This is a genomic window from Methylobacterium soli, assembly GCF_008806385.1.
In the GTDB taxonomy this organism is placed as follows: Bacteria; Pseudomonadota; Alphaproteobacteria; order Rhizobiales; family Beijerinckiaceae; genus Methylobacterium; species Methylobacterium soli.
The window spans coordinates 1-22,264 of sequence record NZ_VZZK01000057.1; the positions used below are offsets into that span (position 1 = coordinate 1).

Sequence of the window (22,264 nt, forward strand, 5' to 3'; positions counted from 1 at the left end):
GCCTAGGCGTCCACCTAGGCCCTCACGGTTGCGCCCGGTGTCCGGTCAAATTGGGGGCCACTCCACTGCATCAGGCATGGAGGAAACGCTATGGACGAGGACCGCTTCAACATCGAGCTGCGCAAGTTCCTGAAGGAGGTCGGCGTCACCTCCCAGCGCGAGATCGAGCGCGTGGCTCGCGACGGCGTCGTGCAGGGCAACACGCTGAAGCTGCGCATGACCCTCACGGCCGAGAACGCGCCGCTGGAGCACGTTATCGAGCGGACGATCTCCCTGGGTGACGGCGCGGAAAACGCAAGCTGACGCCATCGGCTCGCCCAAAGCGTCTGGTGTCTCGGCGAGAGAGCGAGCGCGGTGCCACGCCCGCCAGAAGGAGCAGATCATGTCCCTGACGATCTCTGTGTTCTCGGACGTGATCTGTCCCTGGTGCGACCTCGGCAAGCGCCGGCTCGAGCGCGCTCTTGATCAACTCGGGCTGCGTGAGAGCACCACGGTCGAGTGGCTGCCCTTTGAGCTCAACCCCGATATGCCGGCCGAGGGCGTTGAGCGCTCCGTCTACCGCGCCCGGAAATTCGGAGCCGAGCGCAGCGCAGAGCTCGACAGGCAGATGACCGAGCTCGGGCGCGAGGAGGGCATCAGCTTCGCGTTCGATCGCATGCTGCGCACGCCCAACACGCGGAAGGCGTACATGCTGATCGCAGCCGCCCGGCAGCAGGGCAGGGGAGGCGCACTCGTGGAGGCACTTTTCCGCGCCTACTTCGAGGAGGGGCGCGATGTTGGCGATGAGGAGGTGCTCCTGGATCTGACCACTCAGATAGGCCTTGATCGGTCGCAGGCACTGGCAGCCCTGGCGAGCGACGAGCTGCGCGCGCTCATCGTGAGCGCCGAGGCGCAGGCGGCCGAGATGCAGATCAGCGGTGTGCCGTTCTTCATTGTCGATCAGCAGTGGGCCGTCTCCGGTGCTCAACCTTCTGAGCAATGGGTCGCGCTGATTCGGGAGCGGCAGAACGCGTAGATGGAGCGCCGACCAGGCTAAACGCTGGGGATCCGAAACACCCATAGCTGCACCGCCCCACCTCCTACGGCGGGAGCCTGTTATGCCACTGCGCTCCGGTTGATCTTCGCGATCACCTCGAACAGCCGTGTCGTCCGGGCGTCATCGAAGACCTGCTCCGGTCCCTGAGGCGCGATGTCCGTGAAGGGGCTCTCATAGAGCAGGGCCGGTTCCATGACGCCATGGCTGGTAAGGTGACGGCGACCGCGACTCGACGGGCGAGCGAGGCGCTACCAGCGCCGCGCCTTGAATGTCGTCTCGTCGCCGTTATGGAACGCGATCTCGCCGTAGATCACCTCCGGGCCATCCAACTCAGCCCAGCCGTCGCCCCAGACCTCCGTCCCTTCGTCGGAGCCATGGAAGTTGAATTCGACATCGGTCTGGCTGTAGGCGCAGTCCAGGGAGGCGACGACTACCCCGAACCGGAACTCGCTGCCGATATCCAGCTGGTCGAAGGCAATGAAGGCGGGCTCGACCAGATCGAGATAGTCGTTGTCCCATGTGCTGGCTTCGGTGATTCGCCACTTGCCGCGCAGCTTGTCTTTGATGCCATCCATGGTAGCCCCTCATCATCGGACTTGGAGGCAGATTGTGACCGAGGAGACCATACTGCCAACTCGTAAAGCCATCCTCGCTCGCTACCGCCCAATCCGCACCTCGATCCAAACTGTGCTTGCCGCGGCCGTCAAGCATTGCAGGAAGCCGGACCTCGACCGAGCCGCCAAGCACCTTGACCTCACCGATCGCGAGCAACTCGAGGATGAGGAAACCTCGGCCATGCTGTTCGACGTGGCCCTGTTCGAACCAAACCAGCGCGGGCGCCGCGCGTTCGACGGCTTCCTCGACAAGCGCATCGACGCGCTCGACGCTGCCAGCCAAGACGTCGCCCGACGGCTCGGGACTGCCTTCTTCTCCATCTTCCACGTCGCCGGCCGGCACGAGATCGCCGGCGTTTGGCTTGAGGACATGCTCACGCCGAAACGGCGTCTCTGGCTACTGGACGAGAGCCTAGAGATATCCGCGTCGGAGGGACTCGTGATCGCCATGCGCGTGTTCGACGCCGATCCGTTCCACGCGGGCTTTGGCATCGTCGTGCAACCCGATGCCGAGGCGGTGGCGTTCTGCACATCGGCAGCTGCACGTGGAGAACCACTGCCGGTTCGACACTCTCTGGCAGCGGCACTCTATGGGGATGACATCGCCCGATCAGCTGTCTCAGACGCCATCGAATCGGGTCTCGCGCAGGGCATGCTCGACGCAATGATGACCGAGCTTCTCACTCAGTTGCCAGCCCAGACACCAGGAAAGCGACCGCCTCGCCGTTCTTGATCAGTTTTCAGCCGAGCTATCAGCGGCCGATGAAAAGGACCCATGGCCTCGCGGCCGGCCTTGCCTGACGGCACCGCTGCGGCACAATGCCGGCGCTCGCGCGGCCCCTCCGCCTACACATCGTCCACATCCGCGGCTCAGATCCCGCTCCTCCGCTCCCCGTCACCATCCGCCCTGCGCACACCTGACACGATTCGAATGTGTGACCTTTGCCTGAGGAGGGCCGCGCAAGGATCCCTTTGAGCCCAAACTCTTCCGCCGCCCCGTTGCACCCGTTGCACGCATAGGCTAGTGAATCGCCACGGTCAGCACCCGTAGCTCAGCTGGATAGAGCGTTGCCCTCCGAAGGCAAAGGTCACACGTTCGAATCGTGTCGGGTGCGCCAATTATCTCAATGACTTAGCGCCTTAGCGTCGCCTAGCTGATCCTTTAGGGCTACAGCCCGGCTACAGTACTTCTGCGTACCGCTGGCGTCTCGTTGCGGCGGCCTCTTCAGCGGAGGTCCGGCTGTCAACTGCGGCTGGAACGAACCGGCGGGTGTCCTGATCCATCTCATCCTGATGCACTGCGAGCCTTCTGGTGCGCGCACCCATCGGAGTGTGGATCGCATCCGCTCAGGCCACATGTTTGTGGCGGTTGCGCCTCGCCGGCCGTTGGCCCGAACTCTAATGTCCGGTCGCTCGTGACTACACCAAGCGGCCAATCACGGTCTTTTCGGGGGGAATGATGGAAGGCAAGACCGAGTATACAGGTACATCGGGGGCCGTGCCGCCCGGCTTCGCGCTGGCACAGACGGTGCTTGCACGGTTCTACGAGGAGCGCGTTGTCGCCTTCGAAGCCCGGGAGCGGGTCGCTGAACGGGCGCACGTGACCATGGTCGTCACGGACGCATTAGGGGCAGGGACGCTCGTGGTGTTCATCAGCACGCAGCAGGGCGATATCGTCCCCGTCCCCGTCGATGCATGGCGGCCGCATCTGACCGAACCAAGCCGGCCGCATGCGAACGTCGACAGGCTTCACAAGTCTGGCCTGCGGCACGAGGATCCCTTGGAGTTAGCTCACGAAACGTTCACGGCGAGGGGCATCGCTCTCGTTGACCTGAACAACTGGGCGGGCTTCTCGAAGTATGCCGATCGCTGGCCATCGTACGAGATCCCGGCTTCCGTCCGGCTGCTTCTCAAGTTCTGCGAACACAAGGAAGCAATGAGCGAGGGGTTGCCGTTACAGAAATCGGACGCCATCGAGTGGTTCCGGCAGAATTGGCCATGGGAGTTGCAGGACAAGTGGCCGGCAGAGGACCGTGCTGGCAAGAGCTACATCAACAAGGATAACTGCCCGTCGTTCGTCTCCGAACTCGCGCACGTCGTCTTGAGCGAGAAAGAGCGCGCTGGTGGGGCTATCCCCGCGGAGCTACGCAAGGCCGTCGGTGACAGGCGGAAGCGGATGGCGCAGAGGCGCGTGAGCGACGCGGACTTCGAGGCCGGCTTGGCGATCATTGACGACTGATCCGCCAGCGCGGTCCCGGGACGGTGTTCACCCAACGTAATGCGGCCGTTGGACTGGGCACCGTCGCTGATTGATCTAGTGGCGGCCGCAGCATCAATTCCTGCGGAGCAAAGCGAATATCTTTCCGCTGTGCCCGGGCCATACTGGCAGTCGATCCCCGGCGCGACCGATTTCAGTGAGGTTCAGCCCGACCGGATCCATGTCCGGCAAGTTACCATTAAGTCGCGAGGATACTTGAGCTATTTTGGATGCAAGCCCCTGATTTAGGCCTCCGGTCAGCTCCCCCAAACCGTAGCATCTCCCCACCACCTCCGGCCATCTGCCGTCACGAGGGGCCCAGAACCGCCACCTCGGTCGGAGCGACCGATGAGTAACCAACGACCAAACCTTGTGAACGCTGCGCAGGCTGTCCCGAACGGACCTGATCTCGCTCTGTACACGCAGGCCGAGGCTGCACGGCTCCTCCGGATATCTGAGCGGTCGCTCGAGCGCCACCGCGTCCAGGGGACCGGCCCCCGCTACGCAAGCCTCGGGCGGCGCATTGTCTACGCCCACGCCGACCTGTTTGCGTGGGTGCAGGCCTGCAGCCGCTGCAGCACCTCTGAGCCTCAGCGGTGATGCCTATGACCGCATGTAACCCGCTGCCACTGCCGATCTCGACGTCGATTTGGCGGGCGGGGTGCATGGCTGCCAACCGCAATCTGCAGCCGGTCAAACTCGGCCCCGGCAACACCGTCTGGCCCGCGCGCCTGATCCTCGAGCTGGCCGCGAACGGCGTCGCTCGGGCCGGCTGAAGCCCGTTCCGATCACCTCCGACGATGTATCGGCCGCACGCCGTCGTGCGCGTCGGCTCTCAGGGCATGGGTCAGATGATGAACGAAGTGAAAGCACACCGCGTCCTCGGCGTGCAGGTCCCCGTTCCCGCGTGTCGCCGGACAGGCTCGAGGAGGGAGCGCTGCTGTGGGCGGCGCTGGTGCTGGCGTGGGAGGACGGCGTCGGCCGCGGCGTTCTCGAAGAGGCTGACGGTTACCGGCGCGGCCCGGACCTCCTCGTGTTGACCCTCGCAGGTCTTGGGCGCGACTTCCTCGCCCGCGCGGATCTGGCAGAAACCGGCGATCCGCTGGCTGGCCGGTGGGCAGCCGTCGCCCGCGCGTTGCGACGCTGTGGCGCGAACGGGCAGGACGACGGGACCGACCGGCTGGCGACAGCCCGGAACGGGCTGGTGCGCGAGCTCAAGGCCTCGCTCGCCCGCACCTGGCTCCGGGCCGATTGGATCGGGGGCCTGCGCGCGCAGACCGCCGCGGCCTGCGGCCGGCTCGACGCCGGGGTGCGCCAGGCCGAGCGACCGAGCAGGACGGAGACAAGTCGTCCGGTCCCGTCACCTTCTTCCGCCTCGCTTGCTAGGGCCTTCGACAGGTCGATCGGCAGGAGGCACGCGGTGATGGGGTTACGCCGGCACGCACGCGATCGGACGGCCGGCGCCGACCTCCTGCTCCACGGCCCTGACGGAGTAGGCAAGCGGACGCTGGCGCGCGCCTACGCGCGGGCGTTCCTGTGCGAGGCGCCGACGCCCGACGGCGTCGCGTGCTATCGATGCGACGCCTGCCGGTACTTTGACGCTGAAGCATCGCGGATGCATCGAGGTGGACGGCGCGCACCGCGACATCGAGAGCGTCACCGATCAAACCGTGAAGCTCGTGCAATCGGCGTCCCTTCTGTCGCCGCGGCACGTGTTCGTGATCCGAAACGCCGATTGCTACCCGCCGGCGGCGTTCGACAAGCTGCTCAAGCCGATGGAGGACATCGGAGCAGTAAGCTTCGTGCTGCTCGCGCGCGACCGAGCCGGCGTGCGGTTGGCCGGGCAGTCGCGCTGCTTCGACTACCGCGTGCGCGCGCTCTCGCAGCCGGAGTCCGAAGCGTTCCTGCGGGAGGTGCTCGCCGAGCGCGGGCTGGTCTGGGACGAAGCATGGATTGGCCTATTGGCCGAGGCGGGCGGCGGGCTGCCGGGTCGGCGGCCATGTATGCTGCTCCGGGAACCCATCCTGGGCGATGGCGCGGATTCTCGGTGCGCTGTCGGTTCTTTACTGGCTGGTCCGGTACGCTGCGCCTCAGGGTTCGCAGTCTGCTCCGGTCTCGGTTTAGTGCCGTGACTCCTGTCGTCTGTCCTGCCCTGGATCTTGGTGGACGTTTGAGGAAGGCCGGCTTGCTGGAGGCAAGGCTTTGCCGGTGAGCGGCAAAGCCTCACGTCATACCGAAGGGGGTGGATCTCGGAGCCACGCCGTCGGTCGACCGGCGGATCGATGATGCAACCTTGTGACAGGCAGGCCGGGGCTGGGCTGTCGGCCTTTACACACCGCTTTCCGTCACCGTGGACGGCCAGCGCGAACGGACCCCTTTGCTCGATCCGCAGACATTGAGGTCGTTCTGGAGGTCTGGGGCGACCCGTTCCCTCCATCCTGCAGCCCACCGTCAGGTGAGCTGCTTGTTGCCGATGCCCTTCGGCGGGTGACCCGGCGATCTCCGTCCCGCCTGGCTAGCGGTGGAGGCTCGAGTGCTCATAGGGAGCGTGGCTCTTTCCCTAAGTCGGGAAAAAGCTCGGCCCTACATTCTGTAGCTAGACGACCGTTTTGCCCTGGCGCTCACCGCGTCAGTGATCGCAGCTGCTGACAGTGAACGCGAACACCTGACCCCGAGCGGACTTTTGCGCCGCAGTCGCTCAAGGACCGCTTGGGGTGGTGAGCCGTCATTGAGTCATCGCCCGAAAGCAGACCTTCAGCTTTGCACCCATCTCGGCCGCTCAGCCGGCTCCCGTGGCTTCTCCGAAGCGGACGTTGCAGCAGCTCAGCTTATGGTTCTCTGCCGCGCCACTTCCGGGCTTTCGGTCAAAGCCGCCGGAAGGGCCACTCGTGTTCCGAGAGCTGCCGTTGGAAGGGAAAACTTGGGCCGGTGGCCACACCATCCTGGGGTGGCCCATAAAGCGCGGGGGGGTGCCCTCTGGAAGATGTCTGGCACTCAGCGCTCACCGGTGACGGTGCCTTCAGAAGCCGGGGAGCCCATCCGCTCCCCCCCGGACCTTCAGCCTTTGAACGCCCCGCCTCTTGGCCGCGATGGAAGCGCACTGGCTCCGCCTCCATCGGCGGACTGCGTCCGCAGGTATGCAATGATGTCCGCCCGGTCGAGCGGGTCCGGAACCCCGCGGAACCCCATGCTCGTGCCTGGCGCCATCTTCGCCGGGGCGGTCAGCCAGGCGTCCATCCTGTCCGGCGTCCAAACGCCGCCTATGGACAGGAGCGCCCCGGTGTAGCTGAAGCGCTTGCTGTTGCTGGCGACAGGCCTGCCAAGCACGTCGTGGAGACCCGGGCCATTCCGGTCGCCGGCCCCCATCCTGATCGTGTGACAGGCGGCGCACTGGCCGAACAAGCGGGCGCCCCGTTCGGCATCGGCGACCTCCATGAAGTCGTCGAAGCTCGGGTCCTCACCCAAGGAACGCCGCCGCTCCTGGTCATCATCCGAGCAGCCCGCCAGAAGCATGGCGAGCGTCAGCAGCGAAAGCCACCAGCCAAGCGGGTGGTGACGAACGAGCCTCGGTCCCGGTTCGGACATGTACGCGTGCACCATGGCGATGGCGGGCGGAGATTGTAGGTGCGGCCCGGTGGTGAGGCTTCGACGCGTCGCCTTCGAGCGGGGTCACCGCCCAGACCGTAAACCAGCGGTCAGGGTCGGCGGAACCCATGTTCGTGGCAGCAAGGCGAACTGGCGTCGAGATCTGGCCGGATGTTCCCGGTTGCCGGATGCGCTCGCCAAGTGAGCCATGTCAGACGACCGTGGAGATCGCGCCGGGAGGATGGGCCAGGAGAGTGTCGAGCAGGCTCAGCCCGTACCGTAGGGTCTCGACGTCGGGAGCCGCACCCAAGGAAACGCGGATGGCCTCCGGCGCGGGTCCGACAGCGAAGGCATCGCTCAGAATGACCGACAGCCCGAGCTGACGCGCGTGCGCCCCGAACTCGCCGCGACGCCAGGGCTCCGGAAGCCGGAGCCAGAGGTGGTGCCCGCAGGAATGCGCGCGGATGTCGAGACCTTGCAAGGCTTCGCGCGCGACCGCCTGCCGGCGGCCGTTCTCCTGCCGAATGGCCGCGACGACCGCGTCGAGCTCGCCTTCCGCGATCCACTGCGAGGCGAGCGCGGCCGTGAGCGGCGAGGCCATCATGTTGATGGCACGCAACTCGGCAGCCAACCGCACTGCCTCGTTGGTGCCCGGGACCGCGACGTAGGCGATGCGCAGGCCTGGGCTGACGCACTTGGATAATGTCGCGATGTGCCAGGTGATGTCCCCGGCAAGAGAAGCGATAGGAGCCGGAGCGTCAGGCGGGAGCGCGCCGTAGGCGTCGTCCTCGATGATCGCGACACCGTTCGAGCGGGCGACCTCGGCGATGCGCTCACGACGCATCCTCGGCAGCGTCGCCGTCGTGGGATTGTCGAGCGTCGGCACCAGGTACAGGGCCCGCGGCCGCCCGGCCTTGCAGCTCTCAAGGAACGCCTCCGGATCGAGCCCGTCGCCGTCGCAGGCGACTGGAACGAGCCGAACGCCGCGGCGCTCGGCGGCCATACGCAGACCAGGATAGGTCAAGACCGGGACGCAGAGCGCATCGCCCGGCTGGAGGATGGCGGCGAGCACGGCGGCAAGCACCACCTGGGCGCCGCCCGCCACGAGGACGCGCTGCGTCGGAAGCAGCCCGAGCCGCTGGCCGAGCCAGTGAGCCGCCGCGGTCCGGTCGGCCATGTTTCCGGCGCTGTCCTGATACTGCATCCGGTCGAGGAAGCCTGGCGAACCGGCAAGTCGCGACAAACCCGCCTCCATACGCTCGGCCAGACGCGCCGCGACCGGCTGAGGCGGCATGTTCATGCTGAAGTCGGCGCTTCCGGACAGGGCCGGCTTGCGCATCTCGGCGACTGCCGGCGCCGGCCCGCGAACGAAGCTGCCCCTGCCGGCCGTGGCGTCAATCAAGCCCGTCCTGCGCGCCTCGTTGAAGGCGCGCGTGACAGTGGTGAGATCGACGTTGAGGTGCTTGGCCAGGGCGCGCTGTGGCGGCAGGCGCACGCCCGGCGGAAGTCGTCCGGCACGGATGTCGTCGGCCAGCACCTTGACGATGGCAAGGTACTTCGGCCCTACGTCGCCGGTGATTGTCGGGCTCCAGGATTCCATCATTGACCCCTGTTCTCGCATTGATGTATGCATACATCAATCATGCAGGCAAGGCGCGGCGCGGCCTTGTCGGCAAACCGCCTTCGACAGAATTTACTTCACCCGCGAATGTATGGATATCTAAACCATACATTCGCGGTGCGCAAGGCGTACCTCCATGCCGCCGGGTACGGCGAGCGGTTCAGGAACGTGGACGATGCAAAGGACGACCGATCAATCCCTCATGTCGGTGGGACTGCGGTGCCGCTGCCCGCGCTGCGGCGAGGGGCGCCTGTTCGACGGGTTCATCACTCTCAAGCCGCGTTGCGAGGCGTGCGGCCTCGACTACGGCTTCGCCGACCCGGCCGACGGGCCTGCCTTCTTCATCATGATGACGATGGCCTTCCCGGTCACCGCCTTCGGCATCTGGCTGGAGCTCGCCTATGACCCGCCGCTCTGGATCCATGTGGTCGTGACGCTGCCACTGCTGCTGCTGGCCTGCGTGCCAATCATCCGTCCGATGAAGGGGCTTTTCATCGCTAGCCAGTACATCCACAAGGCCGAGGAGGGCCGCTTCGCGGTCCCGAAGGCGCCTGGTGTCCGTCCCGCACCCAGGGACTGACCCCGCTACTGAGGGGCGCACTATGGCAGCACCGAGGAGGACTGGCTCGACGCCCTGAACGGCCTCATTGCGGAGGGCGAGCAGCACCGGTCCGGGCAGGCTGCGCTCGTCGAGACACAGGCTAGGTGCGGAAAGGGCATTGCCGCGGCCGAGACCGAGCCGCGGGCGATCGAGGACGCCCTCTCGGCCCTGCGTATCCGCGCGGCGGCTTTCGCCTTGGACCCAAGGCATCCACGACCCCTATCCGGGTTCCGCTTGCCGCCGCAGGCCGTGCACCGCAGCGGGAGGGCGATATTCACGTATAGGAACCGTTGAGGAGCACACAGCGCTACTAGCCGTATGACTCTGCTCGACGACACCGTGCTCTCACTCCTCGCATTGGCAGCTTCTTACAAGCCCGGCACCATCATCGAGGCTGAGCGAGCGGTAGATGCCTACCTAACCCAGTTCCAAGGCATCCAAGTGCGTCTGGCTGCGATGGACGCCCTGCTCCACGAACTCGCATTGCCGGAGCATCGCGCTCGCAATCGCGGCGGCTTGTTCGAACTGATTGAACTGCACCTGGAGCGCAGACACCGCGAGATCGTACGCCAGTTTCAATAGGTGTCGGCCGCGCAAGCTTCGGAAGGGTTGAGCGGGACAGCTATGACCGGCAGCCCGACGTGAGCAGCGCCGTTCTGAGATTGGGCGTTATGGAGCCGCCCCGCACGCGTCGCTGGGCTGAGTTATAGAGCCAGCCGCGTGATCAATTCGGGTAACGTGCTCAGTGGAAACCCTCGAACCCGTAGGGCTCCTGATCAGCCCTCTTCAGCCGTTTGCCCAACACGCGCAATGCTATGTCCAGAACGCGCCGGATCTCAGCGTCGCTCGTCTCAGCAGCCAAGGCATGCGCCATCAGGATATGATCGGTGATCAGATCAAACGGTGAGCGTGCAGGCTCATCCTGGCGGGGGATAGGCGGCCGAAACGCTCCCCTGCTACCGAAGGCTGTTAGAGCATCGGAGGCACTCGGCGCGAGTTCGGAAACAGAACCGAGGTAGCCGAGGAATGTGTGTTGGGGGGGGCCGAAGGACGGCACCGCACCATCGACCACCCAGATGTACCGGCCACTCGTGTGTCGTAGGCGATAGCGCATGGTGAACTCTTCCTTCGACGCTGTCGCATCGAGAAAGAACATCCTGATGTAATCAGTATCCTCCGGGTGCACCGCATCAAGCCACCCCAAACCAAGCACCTCATTTGGTTGCTGACCTGTAAAGGCACACCACTCTGGGCTGACATAGGTTTGCAGCCCATCACTGTCAGTTGCCCATATCATCTCGTCCACCTTCAACACGAGCGCTCGCGGTAGATCGGCCGCAACTTGGTAGGATCACTATCCTGTTTCGCAACAGAGGGTCTAGTGGGCCGACCCCGCAGCCTGACCAAGGCGTCCAGGGCCTCAGTCACCTGGCAGGGGCGAAACTTGGCTCTCGGTGTGAGCGAGAGCGCTTCTCGCATATAGCAATCGACAACGGTCAGGATCCGGAACGGACGCACATCGAAAAAGCGATCGGACATGAAGTCCATTGCCCAAACCTCGTTCGGCTCACTAATTGGCAGTCGCCTGTGGCGGTAGCGCCAGGCTCGTTCGCGCTCATGCTCTTCGTTCTCGTTCACGGGGCGGACGTGCAGGATCGCAACGGAGCGCCAGCTCTGCTGAAAGCCATCCGTCACCGCTTTCCCTGGCTGCGCCACATCTTCGCCGATGGTGGCTATGCGGGCGAGAAGCTGCGCGCGGCGCTTCACGGCCAAGGCGGCTGGACTCTTAACACCATCAAGCGACCCGACACGCCCCAAGGCTTCGAGGTTCTCCCGCGCAGGTGGATGGTTGAACAAACCTTCGCCTGGCTTGGCAGCTGCCGGCGTCTCGCCAAGGATTGGGAAAAGACCACCGCGAGCTCCACCGCCTGAGCTCTCATTGACTGCATCAGGATAATGTCACGACGGCTCGCAAGGTACTGCTAACCAACATAAACTTCTGAGTCCGCCTCTGAGCCATGTCGAGACTGGATCAACGACATACACGGCCACATGCGTGGCTCAAGCCGTTGCCCTTGAGCTGATCGATCGCTCCAGCTCCCAATGCGCCTCCTCCGCAGCGACCTGAGCCGCCAGGATCGCTGTCACGTATGTGTCCTCAGGCTCCTTGCCCTTGGCCAATGCGCCGCGCTCGGCTGTGAGCTTACTCTGGAAGGTAGGCTGGCAAGCGGAGGCTTCACGCACACAGCTGTGCCCTTGCGCGACGACGATGCTCACTGGGCAATACGCCATAGGCGGACCTGAACCGACGGCCAAAGTGGGTCATATCGGAAAACCCCCAGCCATAGGCGATCTCGCTCACCGTCCGGCCCATCTGCAACGGGTCCTCCAGCGCCTGCCGGCACCGCGCTAAGCGCCTTTCCTGAATGAGTCTCATAATCGACGTCCTCTCTTCCGCTAGCACGGCATTGGCATGTCGCACGCTGACACCGGCTGCTCGCGCAACCGTGCTGGCATCAAGAGTTCGGTCAGCCAGACGCGCCTCGACCGCGGCCCGCAGTCTCACGCGGACAAGTGAGCGGGCAGACGATGTGTACGACGCCTCCTCTCCTTTCGTCCTACCAAGAGCGAGGGTGATCAGATCAAGCAGGTGCGGCTCAAGGAGCGCTACAGCGGTCGGGCCTAATCCGTCTGTGTGGAGCGGCAGCATCGCAAGGCTAGCCGATAGTAGGCTGTTCTCGGCGGTGCATGGTGCGACCGATAGCGCCGTCATCTCCCGCATCTGTCCGAGGCGCGCTTCCATGACTTGCCGAGGAACCTTCAACACGAGCACTTCAGAAGCTTCTGAGAACTGTGCTTGGTAGGGCAAGCGCGGGTCGATCAGAGTGATATCACCCGGCATCAGTACGACCTGACGGCCGTCTTGTCCGAGATTGATGTGCCCTCGGAATTGTCGACAGATAAACAGCTCGTCGGTATTCGCCTGCGCGATATGGCGTCGTTCGTGGGTAACCGACATCTCCGAATTCTGAAACAAGACAAGATCAATGCTGCCGACCGAACCTGAGCGAAGCTGAGCCCGGAACGTATTCCGGCAGCTCGGTTTGGAAGCGTGATCGACGACACCCTTTCGGGCGACGCTGTACCAAAAATCGAACCGATCACGAGGGTGGACGTGCTCTGTCGAGAAAACGGTCTTCATCTGGCCCCGCCGGTTCAAATAGCCGACGATGAGTGCCGAACCAGCCGATCCAAGGCCTCACCGTCATGGTTCATATCGCCCCCCAATAGGCTGAAGGCACCTGGCTCCGCCAGATCTGGGCGGGAAAATTGAATGCCACGATACTTCTTCGACACACATGACGGTCACGCGCTGCAGGACGATGTGGGGCTGGTTCTCACCGACCTAAGCCGCGCTCGCGCCGAAGTGCAGCGCGCGCTCAGCGAAATGGTCGCGCGAGAGCGATCGCACACGGGAGCGATTCAAATCAGAGTGGATGTGAGGGACGAAAGCGGCGATCGCATCTTGACTGCGACTCTTCTCGCAGTAATCGAGGAAGCGTTCAGATAATAGATTTTCTTAAGATGAATATTTTTGTCACGTTTCATATCATGAAAACAAAATTTCGAACATATATTTTTGTTGTTTCAGCGATTTCCTGGACAATAGGCGTCAATCTTAACCAACTTGCACGTGCTTCTGTTTCAAACGCAAGAGATGGGGAGCATGTCTGCAGAATAATCGAAGCGATTCACGTGAGCGGGGACAAGATGCTCACTTATACTCTTTGCTTAGAAGATCAGGCGGGATGCGGCTACGAAGCAGGCCGACACTGCTCAATCGGCCTCTCTAATGAAACAATCCGAAAGAGTTGTGACTGGGTGCCAAAAAACCAGTGCAAGCCAGGAAGCAAGCGCCATTGGTTGCATCAGGACTGAATACTTCAGAAAACTCCTCTCAAAATCCAAAGATAAATCTTTTGAACCCGCTTGAGGTAAAGCTATGCAGCAAACGAGCGCACAACCCCCCTCCAGCTCGATAGAACTAACTAGCGAAATTGTATCGGCCTATGTCTCGAACAATCGGATTCCCCTGTCTGAGCTTCCGAACCTTATCGACCGCGTTCACACAGCCGTGTCTGGAATCGTGAATAGGGCGTCAGAAAATGCGATCATCGAAATCGACGAGAAGGCGACGCCTGCGCAGATCCGCAAGTCAATCACGCCCGACTATCTCGTGAGCTTCATCGACGGCAAGCCCTACAAGACGCTCAAGCGGCATCTGGCAGGTCACGGGCTCAATCCTTACGGCTATCGTGAGCGCTATGGCCTGCCGAAGGATTATCCGATGGTGGCTGCCAACTACGCCGCCCAGCGCTCTGCGCTTGCGAAATCGAGCCGTCTTGGTCAGATCGGCAGGCAGCAAATTGAAGCTCCGAAGACGCTCACCCGACGCAGGACAGCCTGATTGAGGAGATCCGGCAGCTGTGCCAATCGGTGGGGCGAACTTCCGTGGAGAGCAAGTGGTGGAGTGACATTGCGGCGCTCTGCTCAAGCGATGCGGCATCATGTGTTATCTTCCAACCATAGCCGCCAAATTTGCTTAATAATCTGTCAGAAAGCGTTTACAAATATTTTGTAATTATTAGTAACAGCCAAGGTGACACTTAGGCCATAAAGTAATCAAGAGTTAATCATATGTTGTTGGCGAGGATAAGATTTCGGAGTAGGCACATTTTCCCCAATGCTTCGTAATAATTTCGGCATATTGCGGAGAAATCCTATGCGAGCACTTGTCTGGCACGGCACTCAGGATATCCGCTGCGATACAGTTCCGGACCCCAAGATCGAGGATGACCGCGACGCAATCATCAAGGTGACTACCTGTGCGATCTGTGGCTCGGACCTGCACCTCTACGATCACGTCATGCCAGGTATGGAAAAGGGCGACGTGATGGGACACGAGTTCATGGGCGAAGTCGTTGAGATGGGCAAAGGCGTCAACGGTGCTCTCCGGAAAGGTGAGCGCATCGTCGTGCCTTTCACGATCATCTGTGGCGAGTGCGACCAGTGCAAGCGCGGCTACTTCTCCGTCTGCGAACGCTCGAACCGCAACAAGCATATCGCCGACAAGGCCTTCGGGCACACCACCGCGGGCCTGTTCGGGTACACCCATCTCACTGGCGGCTACCAGGGCGGACAAGCCGAGTACGTGCGCGTGCCGTTTGCCGACAAGACCCACATCAAGGTGCCGGAGAACCTGAGCGACGAGCAGGTGCTGTTCCTCGGTGACATCTTCCCCACCGGCTGGCAGGCTGCGGTGCAGGCCGATATCCAGCCGACCGATACGGTCGTGGTCTGGGGCGCCGGTCCTGTCGGCCAGATGGCACTGCGCTCTGCGCTCCTCCTCGGGGCCAAGCAGGTAATCTGCATCGACAGCGTGCCCGAGCGCCTTGAAATGGCACGCGCGGGTGGGGCCATCCCCCTCGACAACACGCAGGAGAGCGTGATCGAACGCCTCAATGAGCTGACCGACGGCAAGGGTCCGGAGAAGTGCATCGATGCCGTCGGCATGGAGGCGCATTCGCCGCGGGCGCTTGAACACGCTTACGACCGACTGAAGCAGGCGGTGATGCTGGAGAGCGACCGCGCCGCAGTGCTGCGCGAGATGATCTATGTCTGCCGTCCGGCTGGCATCCTCTCGATCCCGGGCGTTTACGGTGGGCTCGTCGACAAAATGCCGATAGGAGCCTTGATGAACAAGGGGCTGACCGTTCGCACAGGGCAGACCCACGTGAACCGGTGGACGGATGACCTCGTCAAGCGCATCGACGACGGGCAGATCGATCCCTCCTTCGTGATCACCCACCGGGTCGGGCTCGAACAAGGGCCCGAGATGTACAAGACCTTCCGCGACAAGAAGGACAACTGCATCAAGGTCGTGCTCCGGCCCTGAGCGGCTCCGCAGCTCGTCGCGCTGCGGCGGGCTTGCCACTCCTCCCCCATTGCGGCACCGAGGAAGTCAGCATGTCCGATGCCATGTCTCAACGCGACCAGGGCCGCACTCCTGTGCCCTATTCTCTGCCGAGTTATCTCACCTCGGACCCACGCCGGAGACCGGATCCCGCAACTCGGGAACTTGCTCACGGCCTAGGCTGGTTCTCGATTGGCCTTGGTCTGACAGAGGTTGCGTGTGGCGGTGCCATTGCTCGCTGGCTCGGAATGCCGCGCGCAGCCCCGATCATCCAAGCCTACGGCGTGCGCGAACTCTTACAGGGTGCCGGGATCTTGGGCTCGCGCGATCCGACACCCTGGATCTCAGCACGCGTTGCGGGGGACGCGCTCGACATCGCCACGGTCCTGCCCGGCCTTGAGGGCCACAATCCGCGCAAGGACAACGTGCTGATCGCCCTTCTGGCTTTAGCCGGCGTTACAGCCCTAGACGTGATTTGCGCGCAGAACCTCGCGGAGGCGCCCCTCGTTCCATCCGAGAAAGTCCGACAAGATTACCGCCGCCGAAGCGGCTTCCGCCGCCCCGCCAAGGCGATGCGGGGTGCGGCGCGGGACTTCAAGCCGCCGCCCGACATCATCGGCCCGGAGGCGATGCGTCCCTGGACGCTGACCAACGCCCGAGGCTGAAAGGAGGGCTGCCTAATGCTGCCTGTTCTCGAACGGGCGTCGGGCGTGCTGGTCATGGGTCTCGTCCTCACCGACATCTTCCTGACGGTCCTCTACGCGCGCATCGGCACGGGCCTTATCGCAGACCGGGTCGCCCATCTCACCTGGGCTATCTTCCGCCGTGCCGACGATACGTTCGGGCAGAAGCGAGGCGCGGTGCTCTCCTTCTGCGGCCCGGTGATCCTCATCATCTACGTCCTACTCTGGGCGTTGGGACTGACGCTGGGAGCCGGCCTCGTCATCCACCCCGCGCTCGGGACGGCCGTTCGGGCGAGTAGCGGCGAGACTCCGGCCGACTTCATGACTGCCCTCTATGCGGGCGGCAGCAGCATGGCGATCGTGGGGGCCAGCGACTTCAAGCCTGTCACGGACGCTTACCGCGTCGTCTATCTCGTGAACTCGCTCGTCGGGATGTCGGCGACGTCGCTGGTCCTAACCTACGTCATGCAGGTCTACAGCGCGCTTCGGCAGCGCAACGCACTTGGACTGAAGCTGCATCTGTTGACGGGAGAAACTGCGGATGCGGCCGAACTGCTGGCGCGGCTCGGGCCGCAGGGGCAGTTCAGTTCAGGCTACACCCACTTGGCCGACGTCGCAGGGGCGATGGCCGAGATGAAGGAGGCGCACCACTTCTATCCCGTGTTGTTCTACTTTCGCTTCCGGCAGCCCTTCTATTCGGTCTCGGCACAGGCATTCATCGCCCTCGACGCGGTGTCGCTGATCCGCAGCGGGATTGCAGATCGTCAGGCGGTATGGCTGAAGGAGGCCGCCGCCGTCGATGCAATCTGGCGTGTTGCCATGCTGCTCATCGTCACGCTCGAAACGACGTTTTTACCCGGAGACCTGCCCGCCCCAGCCGACGTGACCAGCGCCGAGGAGGCATGGCGCACCCGCTTCGCAGCGACTGTCAGACGGCTCTCGGCAGCTGGCGTCGAGACGATGGCCAATGAGGCAGGGGCAGAGACTTATCTCGCGCTGAGGGCACAATGGCAGCCGCACATCGCGCGACTGGCACCCACGATGGCCTACCACATCGACGAATTGGAACCCGGCGGGGACAAACGCCGATGATATGCTGTGTCCCTCCACGGCTAGGACCTCAGCCTCTATCTTGGCTGCAACCCGAAGCTGAGCGTGTAGCCGACGACTGAGCTGTCGTGACCAAACGCGCGAATCCTCACAACATGTGCGAGCTTGCCGCTGCTGGCTACGTCCTCCAGCACGGCCACCCTCAATCCCGGTCTGAGCATGGCGCAACCATCAATCTGCTCCATCGCTTCCTGATCTTTTTTGAGCATAGCCGAGAGATACTCACGCAGCGTAGCCTCATCGTCACAGAGGGGTTGGCCATGCGGGCTTGTCAGCATCTCTTTCCCGGCCAACCCGTCGTCAGCAGTGGCAGGGCTCAAGGCCACAAAAAGCAGAACAAGAGCTGAGACGTGGCGCATATTGGCCTCCCGGAGGAGCCTTTACGTCGGTTTGATGCTCCCTTGCTTGCGTCAGGGGGGGCGGGCGACCGCCTGCACTTCGCAGAGACCCAAGGCCCTTCTGTCCGCAGGAGTATGACACATCGGACGTCGGCTAGAGACCAGAAAACCCGTCCGCAGTAGTGACAGCAGCGCTAGCGGACACGCTCTGCACGGACGCCATCTCTGCGGACGCGTCTCGTGGGATCCATGAGTTATCGCAGGGTTGTCCGCAAACCGACAGGAAATCCGACAGGTGGGGTGCGCGTGTCGAGCGTGAGGTGGGCCGCACGTGTCTGAAAACTTTCGGGAAACGAAGTGTCTTAGGACGCTCGTCCCCGGACGCTCCTCTCTTGCGCCGTGAAGGTCCGGAAAGGGTCACTTTGAGGATCCGCCTGGGCCAGAACGAACGTCCGCTTCTCCGCTTCGGATGCGGGAAGCAGGCCGGCAGCTTGCGGCCACCATCGGTCGCTCGTCCCGCTCATCAGAATGCCCGGATGCGGACCTTTCGAGGGCCTGCTTTGGGTCGCAAGCAGACCCTCGGAGAGATCTGCAACCGGTTGCACCAAAAATCGGCCGCGTGAGTACCTAGCGTCAAGGCGCTCTTGCGGTGCCCGGTGCCGCGCTGGCCCAGGCTGCCGCCGCAGCTACGGGCCGATCTGCCCAAGTGCGTTCCCCACGGCCCGCTTTCGATCGGGGTCTAGGGTCTGCTCAAGCAACTCCGTGAGTGGCCCCACTGCCGACTCACCGATGTCACCAGGACGAGCCCGAGTCGCCACCAGACAGGCACAAAAGCCGAGCGGCGCATCACCTCGATCAGCGTCTCTAGGTGCTCCGGACCCGGCTTCCCGAGCCGTCGTACGTCGTCTACGAGTTGTAGGCGCGTGCTGTCATCCTGTGCGGCCGCCAGTTCCTGGACCGCGGCATCCAGAGCGGCAGCTGCCGGTGGACCGATCTGACCCAGCGCGTTGACGATGACGCGGCGTGTCCGCGGCTCCTCGGCCTGAGCGAGCGCTGACAGAAGCGGCTCGACGGCGGGCGCCCCCATCGCGCCGAGGAGCCCCGCGATGTGCCGACCCGACGGATCCATTCCATGCACGACGAGCAACGCCACGAGGTCCCGGATCGCTTCCGCCGTGGGCACGACGCCAGGACGCATCTTCTTGAGGATGTCGATCGTGCTGTAGCTCCCGCGCTCGTGCTTCAGGGCGGCGGTCTGGATGGTGGCGAGCAAGGCATCAGGGGCGCCGATCTTCCGCAAGGCTTCAGCCGCCTCCTGGACCAGCGCACCGTCGCTGGCGTTCCCCGCTGCTGTAGCCAGACATTCGACCGCCGACGCAGCAGCCGGACCGAAGGCGCCCAGGGTTTTGGCGAGTTCCGTCCGCACGATCGTACCGTTGGCGCCGTCCGCGGCTTCGAACTCCTCGATGAGGGTACCCACCGCGTCGCTGCCGAGGCTCGCCATGGCCCCTGCGATCCGGCTCAGTGCTTGCCGGTTCCGCGCGGCTCGGAAGGCTGTGCGAAGCGGCGCCAGCGACACTGACGAGCGCAGACCGATCGCGGCGAGCGCCTCGGCGAAGACCTCGCGCGCCCAGTCTTGCTGAAGGTGTTCCAGCCCATCGAGGAGCAGATGCAGGGCGGGGCCGGCATCGCGACCGACACGGCCAAACGCGCGGGCGAGATAGGCGCGCTGTGCCTCGGTCTCGGTCGCCTTATAAGCTTTGATCAGAGGCGGCACGGCTACCGGTCCCATCCGGCCGAGCACATCCGCGATGTGGTACGGCGTGCTGCCGCACTGCGCCATGAGTAGGCCGGTGATCAGTACGCCGATCGAGCCCTCGCCGGCCGCGCCGAGCTGGTCGATAAGCAGGCGGATCTGCCTGTTCCCATCGGACCCGAACCGCGCCTCCATCACCGCGATCATGACCGGGAGTGTGGCGGCTGCCGGCACCCCGATGCTCGCCAGTGCATAAGCTACCGCTCTCAGGACACCGTTGTGCTCGGTCACCTGCAGGGCCTCGGTCAGCATGGGCACCGCAGGCGCGGCCTCCGCGCCGATCCTACCCAGCGCGTAGGCGACCCACCTGCGCACGTCAGGATCCCGGTTGGCAGTGAAGCCAGCGATCAGATCGTCCAGGTTCGAGCTTCCCGCCTGCCACAGCAGACGGGCAAGTGGCCGCAGATCGTCGGCTGCTCCGTACTGGCGAGCCAGCGCGTCTGCCAGACCTCGCACACGCGCAGGCTCGACTTGGGCGGTCGACGTGCTGCCGCGCTCCGCCACCTCCGCGTCCAGCAGCGCCTGCGTGTGACCGACCTCCGTCTCGTCCCAGTAGTGCCGATTGCTCATCGTCACATCCGCGACGATCCGACCACGTTCGACCCTGAACAGGTGGAACACGCGCGGCGGGCCATCTATGTACGAGCCATCGAGGCGCTCTCTGGAGGCGCCGTTCAGGTCGGCCGTGACCCAGGACGCGAAGACGGGTTCGTCCACTTCGTGCACGTCGGGCATGCCGACTTGGATCTTGCCGCCGGGCGCGCCGTCAAGGGATTTTCGGTACTGGTGGTACGGATCATCCGGCCGCACCGATCCGCCGAAGCGGGTCAGATAGAGCCGCCGGCCCCTGATTTCCCAGCCAGCGCCATAGCCGCGCGCGTCAGCCGTCGAGCTGCCGCCGACAAAACTACATCTGTCCCAGCGCGGATCACCGGGGGGTAGGATTGGCAGGAACGTCCACAGGAGGTAGGTCCCAGCCTTAGTGTCGAGGTGATCTGGGAATGGGCGGGTCATCCGAACGCCTGCTCATCAGCCTTGCGATGGTGACGGCGCATGACAGTCACGACCTACTGCACTCCGCGACCTGAGTAGACCTGTGCGATGTCGGCCTGGATGGCCTTCGCACGCGCCACGTCGGCGTCTCCGCCTGCCTTGTCCCCGCTGCGCCGCTTGGCGATCCCGCGCCCGTAGAAGGCGCCGGCAGTGGCCTTCGTCGTCAGCACGGCGGTGTAGTCGGCGATCGCCTTGTCGTACCCGCCAAGCTTCAACTGGACCAAGCCGCGGCTGTCCAGGGTGTCCGCGTCCTGCGGGCGGATCCGCAGTGAGGCGTTGCAGTCGTTCAGTGCCTGCGGGAGATCTCGGCCAGCCGTCGCTCGCGACCAGCAGCGGCTGTTGTACGCGTCCGCATTGTTCGGGTTGAGCTGGATGGCCTTGTCGTAGTCGGCCAGAGTGCGGTCGAGGTTGCCCTTTGCTTCCCAGGCGAACCCTCGCTTGTAGTATGCGAGGGCAAGGTTTGGGTTGATCTGGATGGCCTTGTCATAGTCGGCTATGGCGCGGTCGAGGTTGCCCTTGTCCGCCCAGGCCAGGCCGCGAACGTAGTACGCGGGAGCTTCATTCGGGTTAAGCTGGATGGCCTTGTCGTAGTCGGCCAGGGCGTGGTCAGGGCTGCCCTTCATCTGCCAAGCGATGCCGCGCCTGCGGTACGTGCCCGCATCGTTCGGGTTAAGCTGGATGGCCTTGTCGTAGTCGGCCAGGGCGCGATCGAGGTTTTTCTTGTCCGCCCAGGCCGCGCCGCGATTGTTGTACGCGAGTGCATAGTTCGGGTCGATCTGGATGGCCTTATCATAGTCGACCAGAGCGCGATCGAGATTTTTCTTGTCCGCCCAGGCCAGGCCGCGATTGTTGTACGCGAGTGCAAAGTTCGGGTTAAGCTGGATGGCCTTATCATAGTCGACCATTGCGCGGTCGAGGTTGCCCTTGTCCGCCCAGGCGATGCCGCGATTGCTGTACGCGAGTGCAAAGTCCGGGTTGAGCTGGATGGCCTTGTCGAAGTCAGCCAGGGCGCGGTCGATGTTGCCCTTGGCCTTCCAGGTGTTGCCGCGGTCGCTGTACGCATTTGCGTAGTTCGGGTCGATCTGGATGGCCTTGTCGTAGTCGGCCAACGCGCGGTCGAGGTTGCCCTTGTCCGCCCAGGCATTGCCGCGGTTGTTGTAGACGATTGCATTGTTTGGGCCGGACTGGATGGCCCTATCGTAGTCGGCCAGAGCGCGGTCGAAATTGCCTTTGGCCTGCCATGCGAGGCCGCGGTTATGGAAAAATGATGTGAGACCAGCGCCGCTCCATCGACCGGATTCGATGAGCGCTGTGCTCGCATCCACGCGCCTATCCGCTGCGTATAGTTTCGCATTCTCGCCACATAGCTCAAGTTGCGTCTGTGACAACGCAGATAAGGTACCGGAAGTCAGGAGCACGAGGCTGACGAGGACAGGTTTGATTTCGGTGAGGATCATCGGGGTTCAGATCAGGGCGAGCGTACAGAAGCAGCTTCCTACAGGCCGACGATTAAGAGCGCCTAACAGAACCGTTTGATCTGGTTGAGTGTGATGAGGCTGGCAGCGAGGCTGGTGAA

23 protein-coding genes, 1 tRNA gene and 2 pseudogenes are annotated in these 22,264 nt (G+C 63.6%); 16 read left to right on the plus strand and 10 right to left on the minus strand.

The genetic code is table 11. From position 1 onward, the window contains the following. Positions 1-90 precede the first annotated feature (90 nt). Both F6X53_RS29375 and F6X53_RS29380 read left to right on the plus strand, forming a co-directional pair. Positions 91-303, plus strand: a complete 213-nt coding sequence (locus F6X53_RS29375; protein ID WP_151005040.1) for a DUF6494 family protein — start codon at positions 91-93, stop codon at positions 301-303. Positions 304-382: 79 nt separating this feature from the next. Beyond that, positions 383-1,015 carry a DsbA family oxidoreductase gene (locus tag F6X53_RS29380; RefSeq protein ID WP_151005042.1) on the plus strand — a complete coding sequence of 211 codons (633 nt, stop codon included), beginning with the start codon at positions 383-385 and terminating at the stop codon, positions 1,013-1,015. A gap of 80 nt (positions 1,016-1,095) precedes the next feature. Here the strand turns inward: F6X53_RS29380 and F6X53_RS33795 are convergent, their stop codons facing one another. Continuing rightward, a complete protein-coding gene (locus F6X53_RS33795) occupies positions 1,096-1,230 on the minus strand; it encodes a hypothetical protein (protein WP_280526081.1) in 135 nt (44 codons plus the stop codon). 54 nt (positions 1,231-1,284) lie between these two features. Continuing rightward, complete coding sequence (locus F6X53_RS29385; RefSeq protein WP_151005044.1) at positions 1,285-1,611, minus strand: hypothetical protein; 327 nt, start codon at positions 1,609-1,611, stop codon at positions 1,285-1,287. A gap of 34 nt (positions 1,612-1,645) precedes the next feature. Here F6X53_RS29385 and F6X53_RS29390 point away from each other — a divergent pair, with 34 nt between their 5' ends. From F6X53_RS29390 to F6X53_RS29410, 5 genes are all read left to right on the plus strand, one after another. Further along, positions 1,646-2,383, plus strand: a complete 738-nt coding sequence (locus F6X53_RS29390) for a DUF7986 domain-containing protein (RefSeq protein WP_151005046.1) — start codon at positions 1,646-1,648, stop codon at positions 2,381-2,383. A gap of 308 nt (positions 2,384-2,691) precedes the next feature. Then, a tRNA-Arg gene (locus F6X53_RS29395) sits at positions 2,692-2,768 on the plus strand. 338 nt (positions 2,769-3,106) lie between these two features. Further along, a complete protein-coding gene (locus F6X53_RS29400; RefSeq protein WP_191971050.1) occupies positions 3,107-3,889 on the plus strand; it encodes a hypothetical protein in 783 nt (260 codons plus the stop codon). Positions 3,890-4,255: 366 nt separating this feature from the next. Then, positions 4,256-4,507 (plus strand): helix-turn-helix domain-containing protein, encoded by a 252-nt coding sequence (locus F6X53_RS29405; RefSeq protein ID WP_151005050.1) that lies wholly within the window; start codon positions 4,256-4,258, stop codon positions 4,505-4,507. Between the two features lie 1,025 nt (positions 4,508-5,532). Then, positions 5,533-6,039 (plus strand): hypothetical protein, encoded by a 507-nt coding sequence (locus F6X53_RS29410; protein WP_151005052.1) that lies wholly within the window; start codon positions 5,533-5,535, stop codon positions 6,037-6,039. Between the two features lie 925 nt (positions 6,040-6,964). On the opposite strand, the gene F6X53_RS29415 is transcribed toward F6X53_RS29410, so the two are convergent. Both F6X53_RS29415 and F6X53_RS29420 read right to left on the minus strand, forming a co-directional pair. Continuing rightward, entirely contained in the window at positions 6,965-7,492 is a 528-nt protein-coding gene (locus tag F6X53_RS29415) for a c-type cytochrome (RefSeq protein WP_191971051.1), read from the minus strand. A 211-nt stretch (positions 7,493-7,703) separates the two neighbouring features. Beyond that, entirely contained in the window at positions 7,704-9,095 is a 1,392-nt protein-coding gene (locus tag F6X53_RS29420; RefSeq protein WP_151005054.1) for an aminotransferase-like domain-containing protein, read from the minus strand. A gap of 193 nt (positions 9,096-9,288) precedes the next feature. Between F6X53_RS29420 and F6X53_RS29425 the strand changes: the two genes are divergently transcribed. Continuing rightward, a complete protein-coding gene (locus F6X53_RS29425) occupies positions 9,289-9,693 on the plus strand; it encodes a DUF983 domain-containing protein (RefSeq protein ID WP_151005056.1) in 405 nt (134 codons plus the stop codon). Between the two features lie 339 nt (positions 9,694-10,032). Beyond that, positions 10,033-10,296: a hypothetical protein gene (locus F6X53_RS29430; protein WP_151005058.1), complete on the plus strand. Its 264-nt coding sequence runs from the start codon at positions 10,033-10,035 to the stop codon at positions 10,294-10,296. Positions 10,297-10,456: 160 nt separating this feature from the next. On the opposite strand, the gene F6X53_RS29435 is transcribed toward F6X53_RS29430, so the two are convergent. Both F6X53_RS29435 and F6X53_RS29440 read right to left on the minus strand, forming a co-directional pair. Next, positions 10,457-11,026: a PAS domain-containing protein gene (locus tag F6X53_RS29435; RefSeq protein WP_151005060.1), complete on the minus strand. Its 570-nt coding sequence runs from the start codon at positions 11,024-11,026 to the stop codon at positions 10,457-10,459. Positions 11,027-11,097: 71 nt separating this feature from the next. Continuing rightward, positions 11,098-11,331 (minus strand): annotated as a pseudogene (locus F6X53_RS29440) (IS3 family transposase); the annotation flags it as partial. Between F6X53_RS29440 and F6X53_RS29445 the strand changes: the two are divergent. Beyond that, a pseudogene (locus F6X53_RS29445) lies at positions 11,320-11,646 on the plus strand (transposase); the annotation flags it as partial. The pseudogenes F6X53_RS29440 and F6X53_RS29445 overlap by 12 nt on opposite strands. 304 nt (positions 11,647-11,950) lie before the next feature. Here F6X53_RS29445 and F6X53_RS29450 read toward each other — a convergent pair. Continuing rightward, positions 11,951-12,916, minus strand: a complete 966-nt coding sequence (locus F6X53_RS29450) for an AraC-like ligand-binding domain-containing protein (RefSeq protein WP_151005062.1) — start codon at positions 12,914-12,916, stop codon at positions 11,951-11,953. A 132-nt stretch (positions 12,917-13,048) separates the two neighbouring features. Between F6X53_RS29450 and F6X53_RS29455 the strand changes: the two genes are divergently transcribed. The 6 genes from F6X53_RS29455 (at position 13,049) to F6X53_RS29480 (ending at position 17,463) form a co-directional block, all read left to right on the plus strand. Further along, on the plus strand, positions 13,049-13,285 hold the full coding sequence (locus tag F6X53_RS29455) for a DUF6894 family protein (protein ID WP_151005064.1): 237 nt from the start codon (positions 13,049-13,051) through the stop codon (positions 13,283-13,285). Positions 13,286-13,299: 14 nt separating this feature from the next. Continuing rightward, positions 13,300-13,653, plus strand: coding sequence for a hypothetical protein (locus tag F6X53_RS29460; protein WP_151005066.1), 354 nt, complete (start codon positions 13,300-13,302; stop codon positions 13,651-13,653). Between the two features lie 64 nt (positions 13,654-13,717). After that, positions 13,718-14,182: a Ros/MucR family transcriptional regulator gene (locus F6X53_RS29465; protein ID WP_151005068.1), complete on the plus strand. Its 465-nt coding sequence runs from the start codon at positions 13,718-13,720 to the stop codon at positions 14,180-14,182. A gap of 315 nt (positions 14,183-14,497) precedes the next feature. Continuing rightward, positions 14,498-15,670: a zinc-dependent alcohol dehydrogenase gene (locus tag F6X53_RS29470; protein ID WP_151005070.1), complete on the plus strand. Its 1,173-nt coding sequence runs from the start codon at positions 14,498-14,500 to the stop codon at positions 15,668-15,670. Between the two features lie 71 nt (positions 15,671-15,741). Then, positions 15,742-16,353 (plus strand): cyclase dehydrase, encoded by a 612-nt coding sequence (locus F6X53_RS29475; protein ID WP_151005072.1) that lies wholly within the window; start codon positions 15,742-15,744, stop codon positions 16,351-16,353. Positions 16,354-16,368: 15 nt separating this feature from the next. Beyond that, a complete protein-coding gene (locus tag F6X53_RS29480) occupies positions 16,369-17,463 on the plus strand; it encodes a two pore domain potassium channel family protein (RefSeq protein WP_151005074.1) in 1,095 nt (364 codons plus the stop codon). Positions 17,464-17,498: 35 nt separating this feature from the next. Here F6X53_RS29480 and F6X53_RS29485 read toward each other — a convergent pair whose 3' ends face one another. The 3 genes from F6X53_RS29485 to F6X53_RS29495 all read right to left on the minus strand — a co-directional run bounded on the left by F6X53_RS29485 (position 17,499) and on the right by F6X53_RS29495 (position 22,145). After that, positions 17,499-17,840, minus strand: coding sequence for a hypothetical protein (locus F6X53_RS29485; RefSeq protein ID WP_151005076.1), 342 nt, complete (start codon positions 17,838-17,840; stop codon positions 17,499-17,501). A 718-nt stretch (positions 17,841-18,558) separates the two neighbouring features. Continuing rightward, on the minus strand, positions 18,559-20,649 hold the full coding sequence (locus F6X53_RS29490) for a HEAT repeat domain-containing protein (protein ID WP_151005078.1): 2,091 nt from the start codon (positions 20,647-20,649) through the stop codon (positions 18,559-18,561). A gap of 53 nt (positions 20,650-20,702) precedes the next feature. After that, positions 20,703-22,145 (minus strand): tetratricopeptide repeat protein, encoded by a 1,443-nt coding sequence (locus tag F6X53_RS29495; protein ID WP_151005080.1) that lies wholly within the window; start codon positions 22,143-22,145, stop codon positions 20,703-20,705. Positions 22,146-22,264 lie beyond the last annotated feature (119 nt).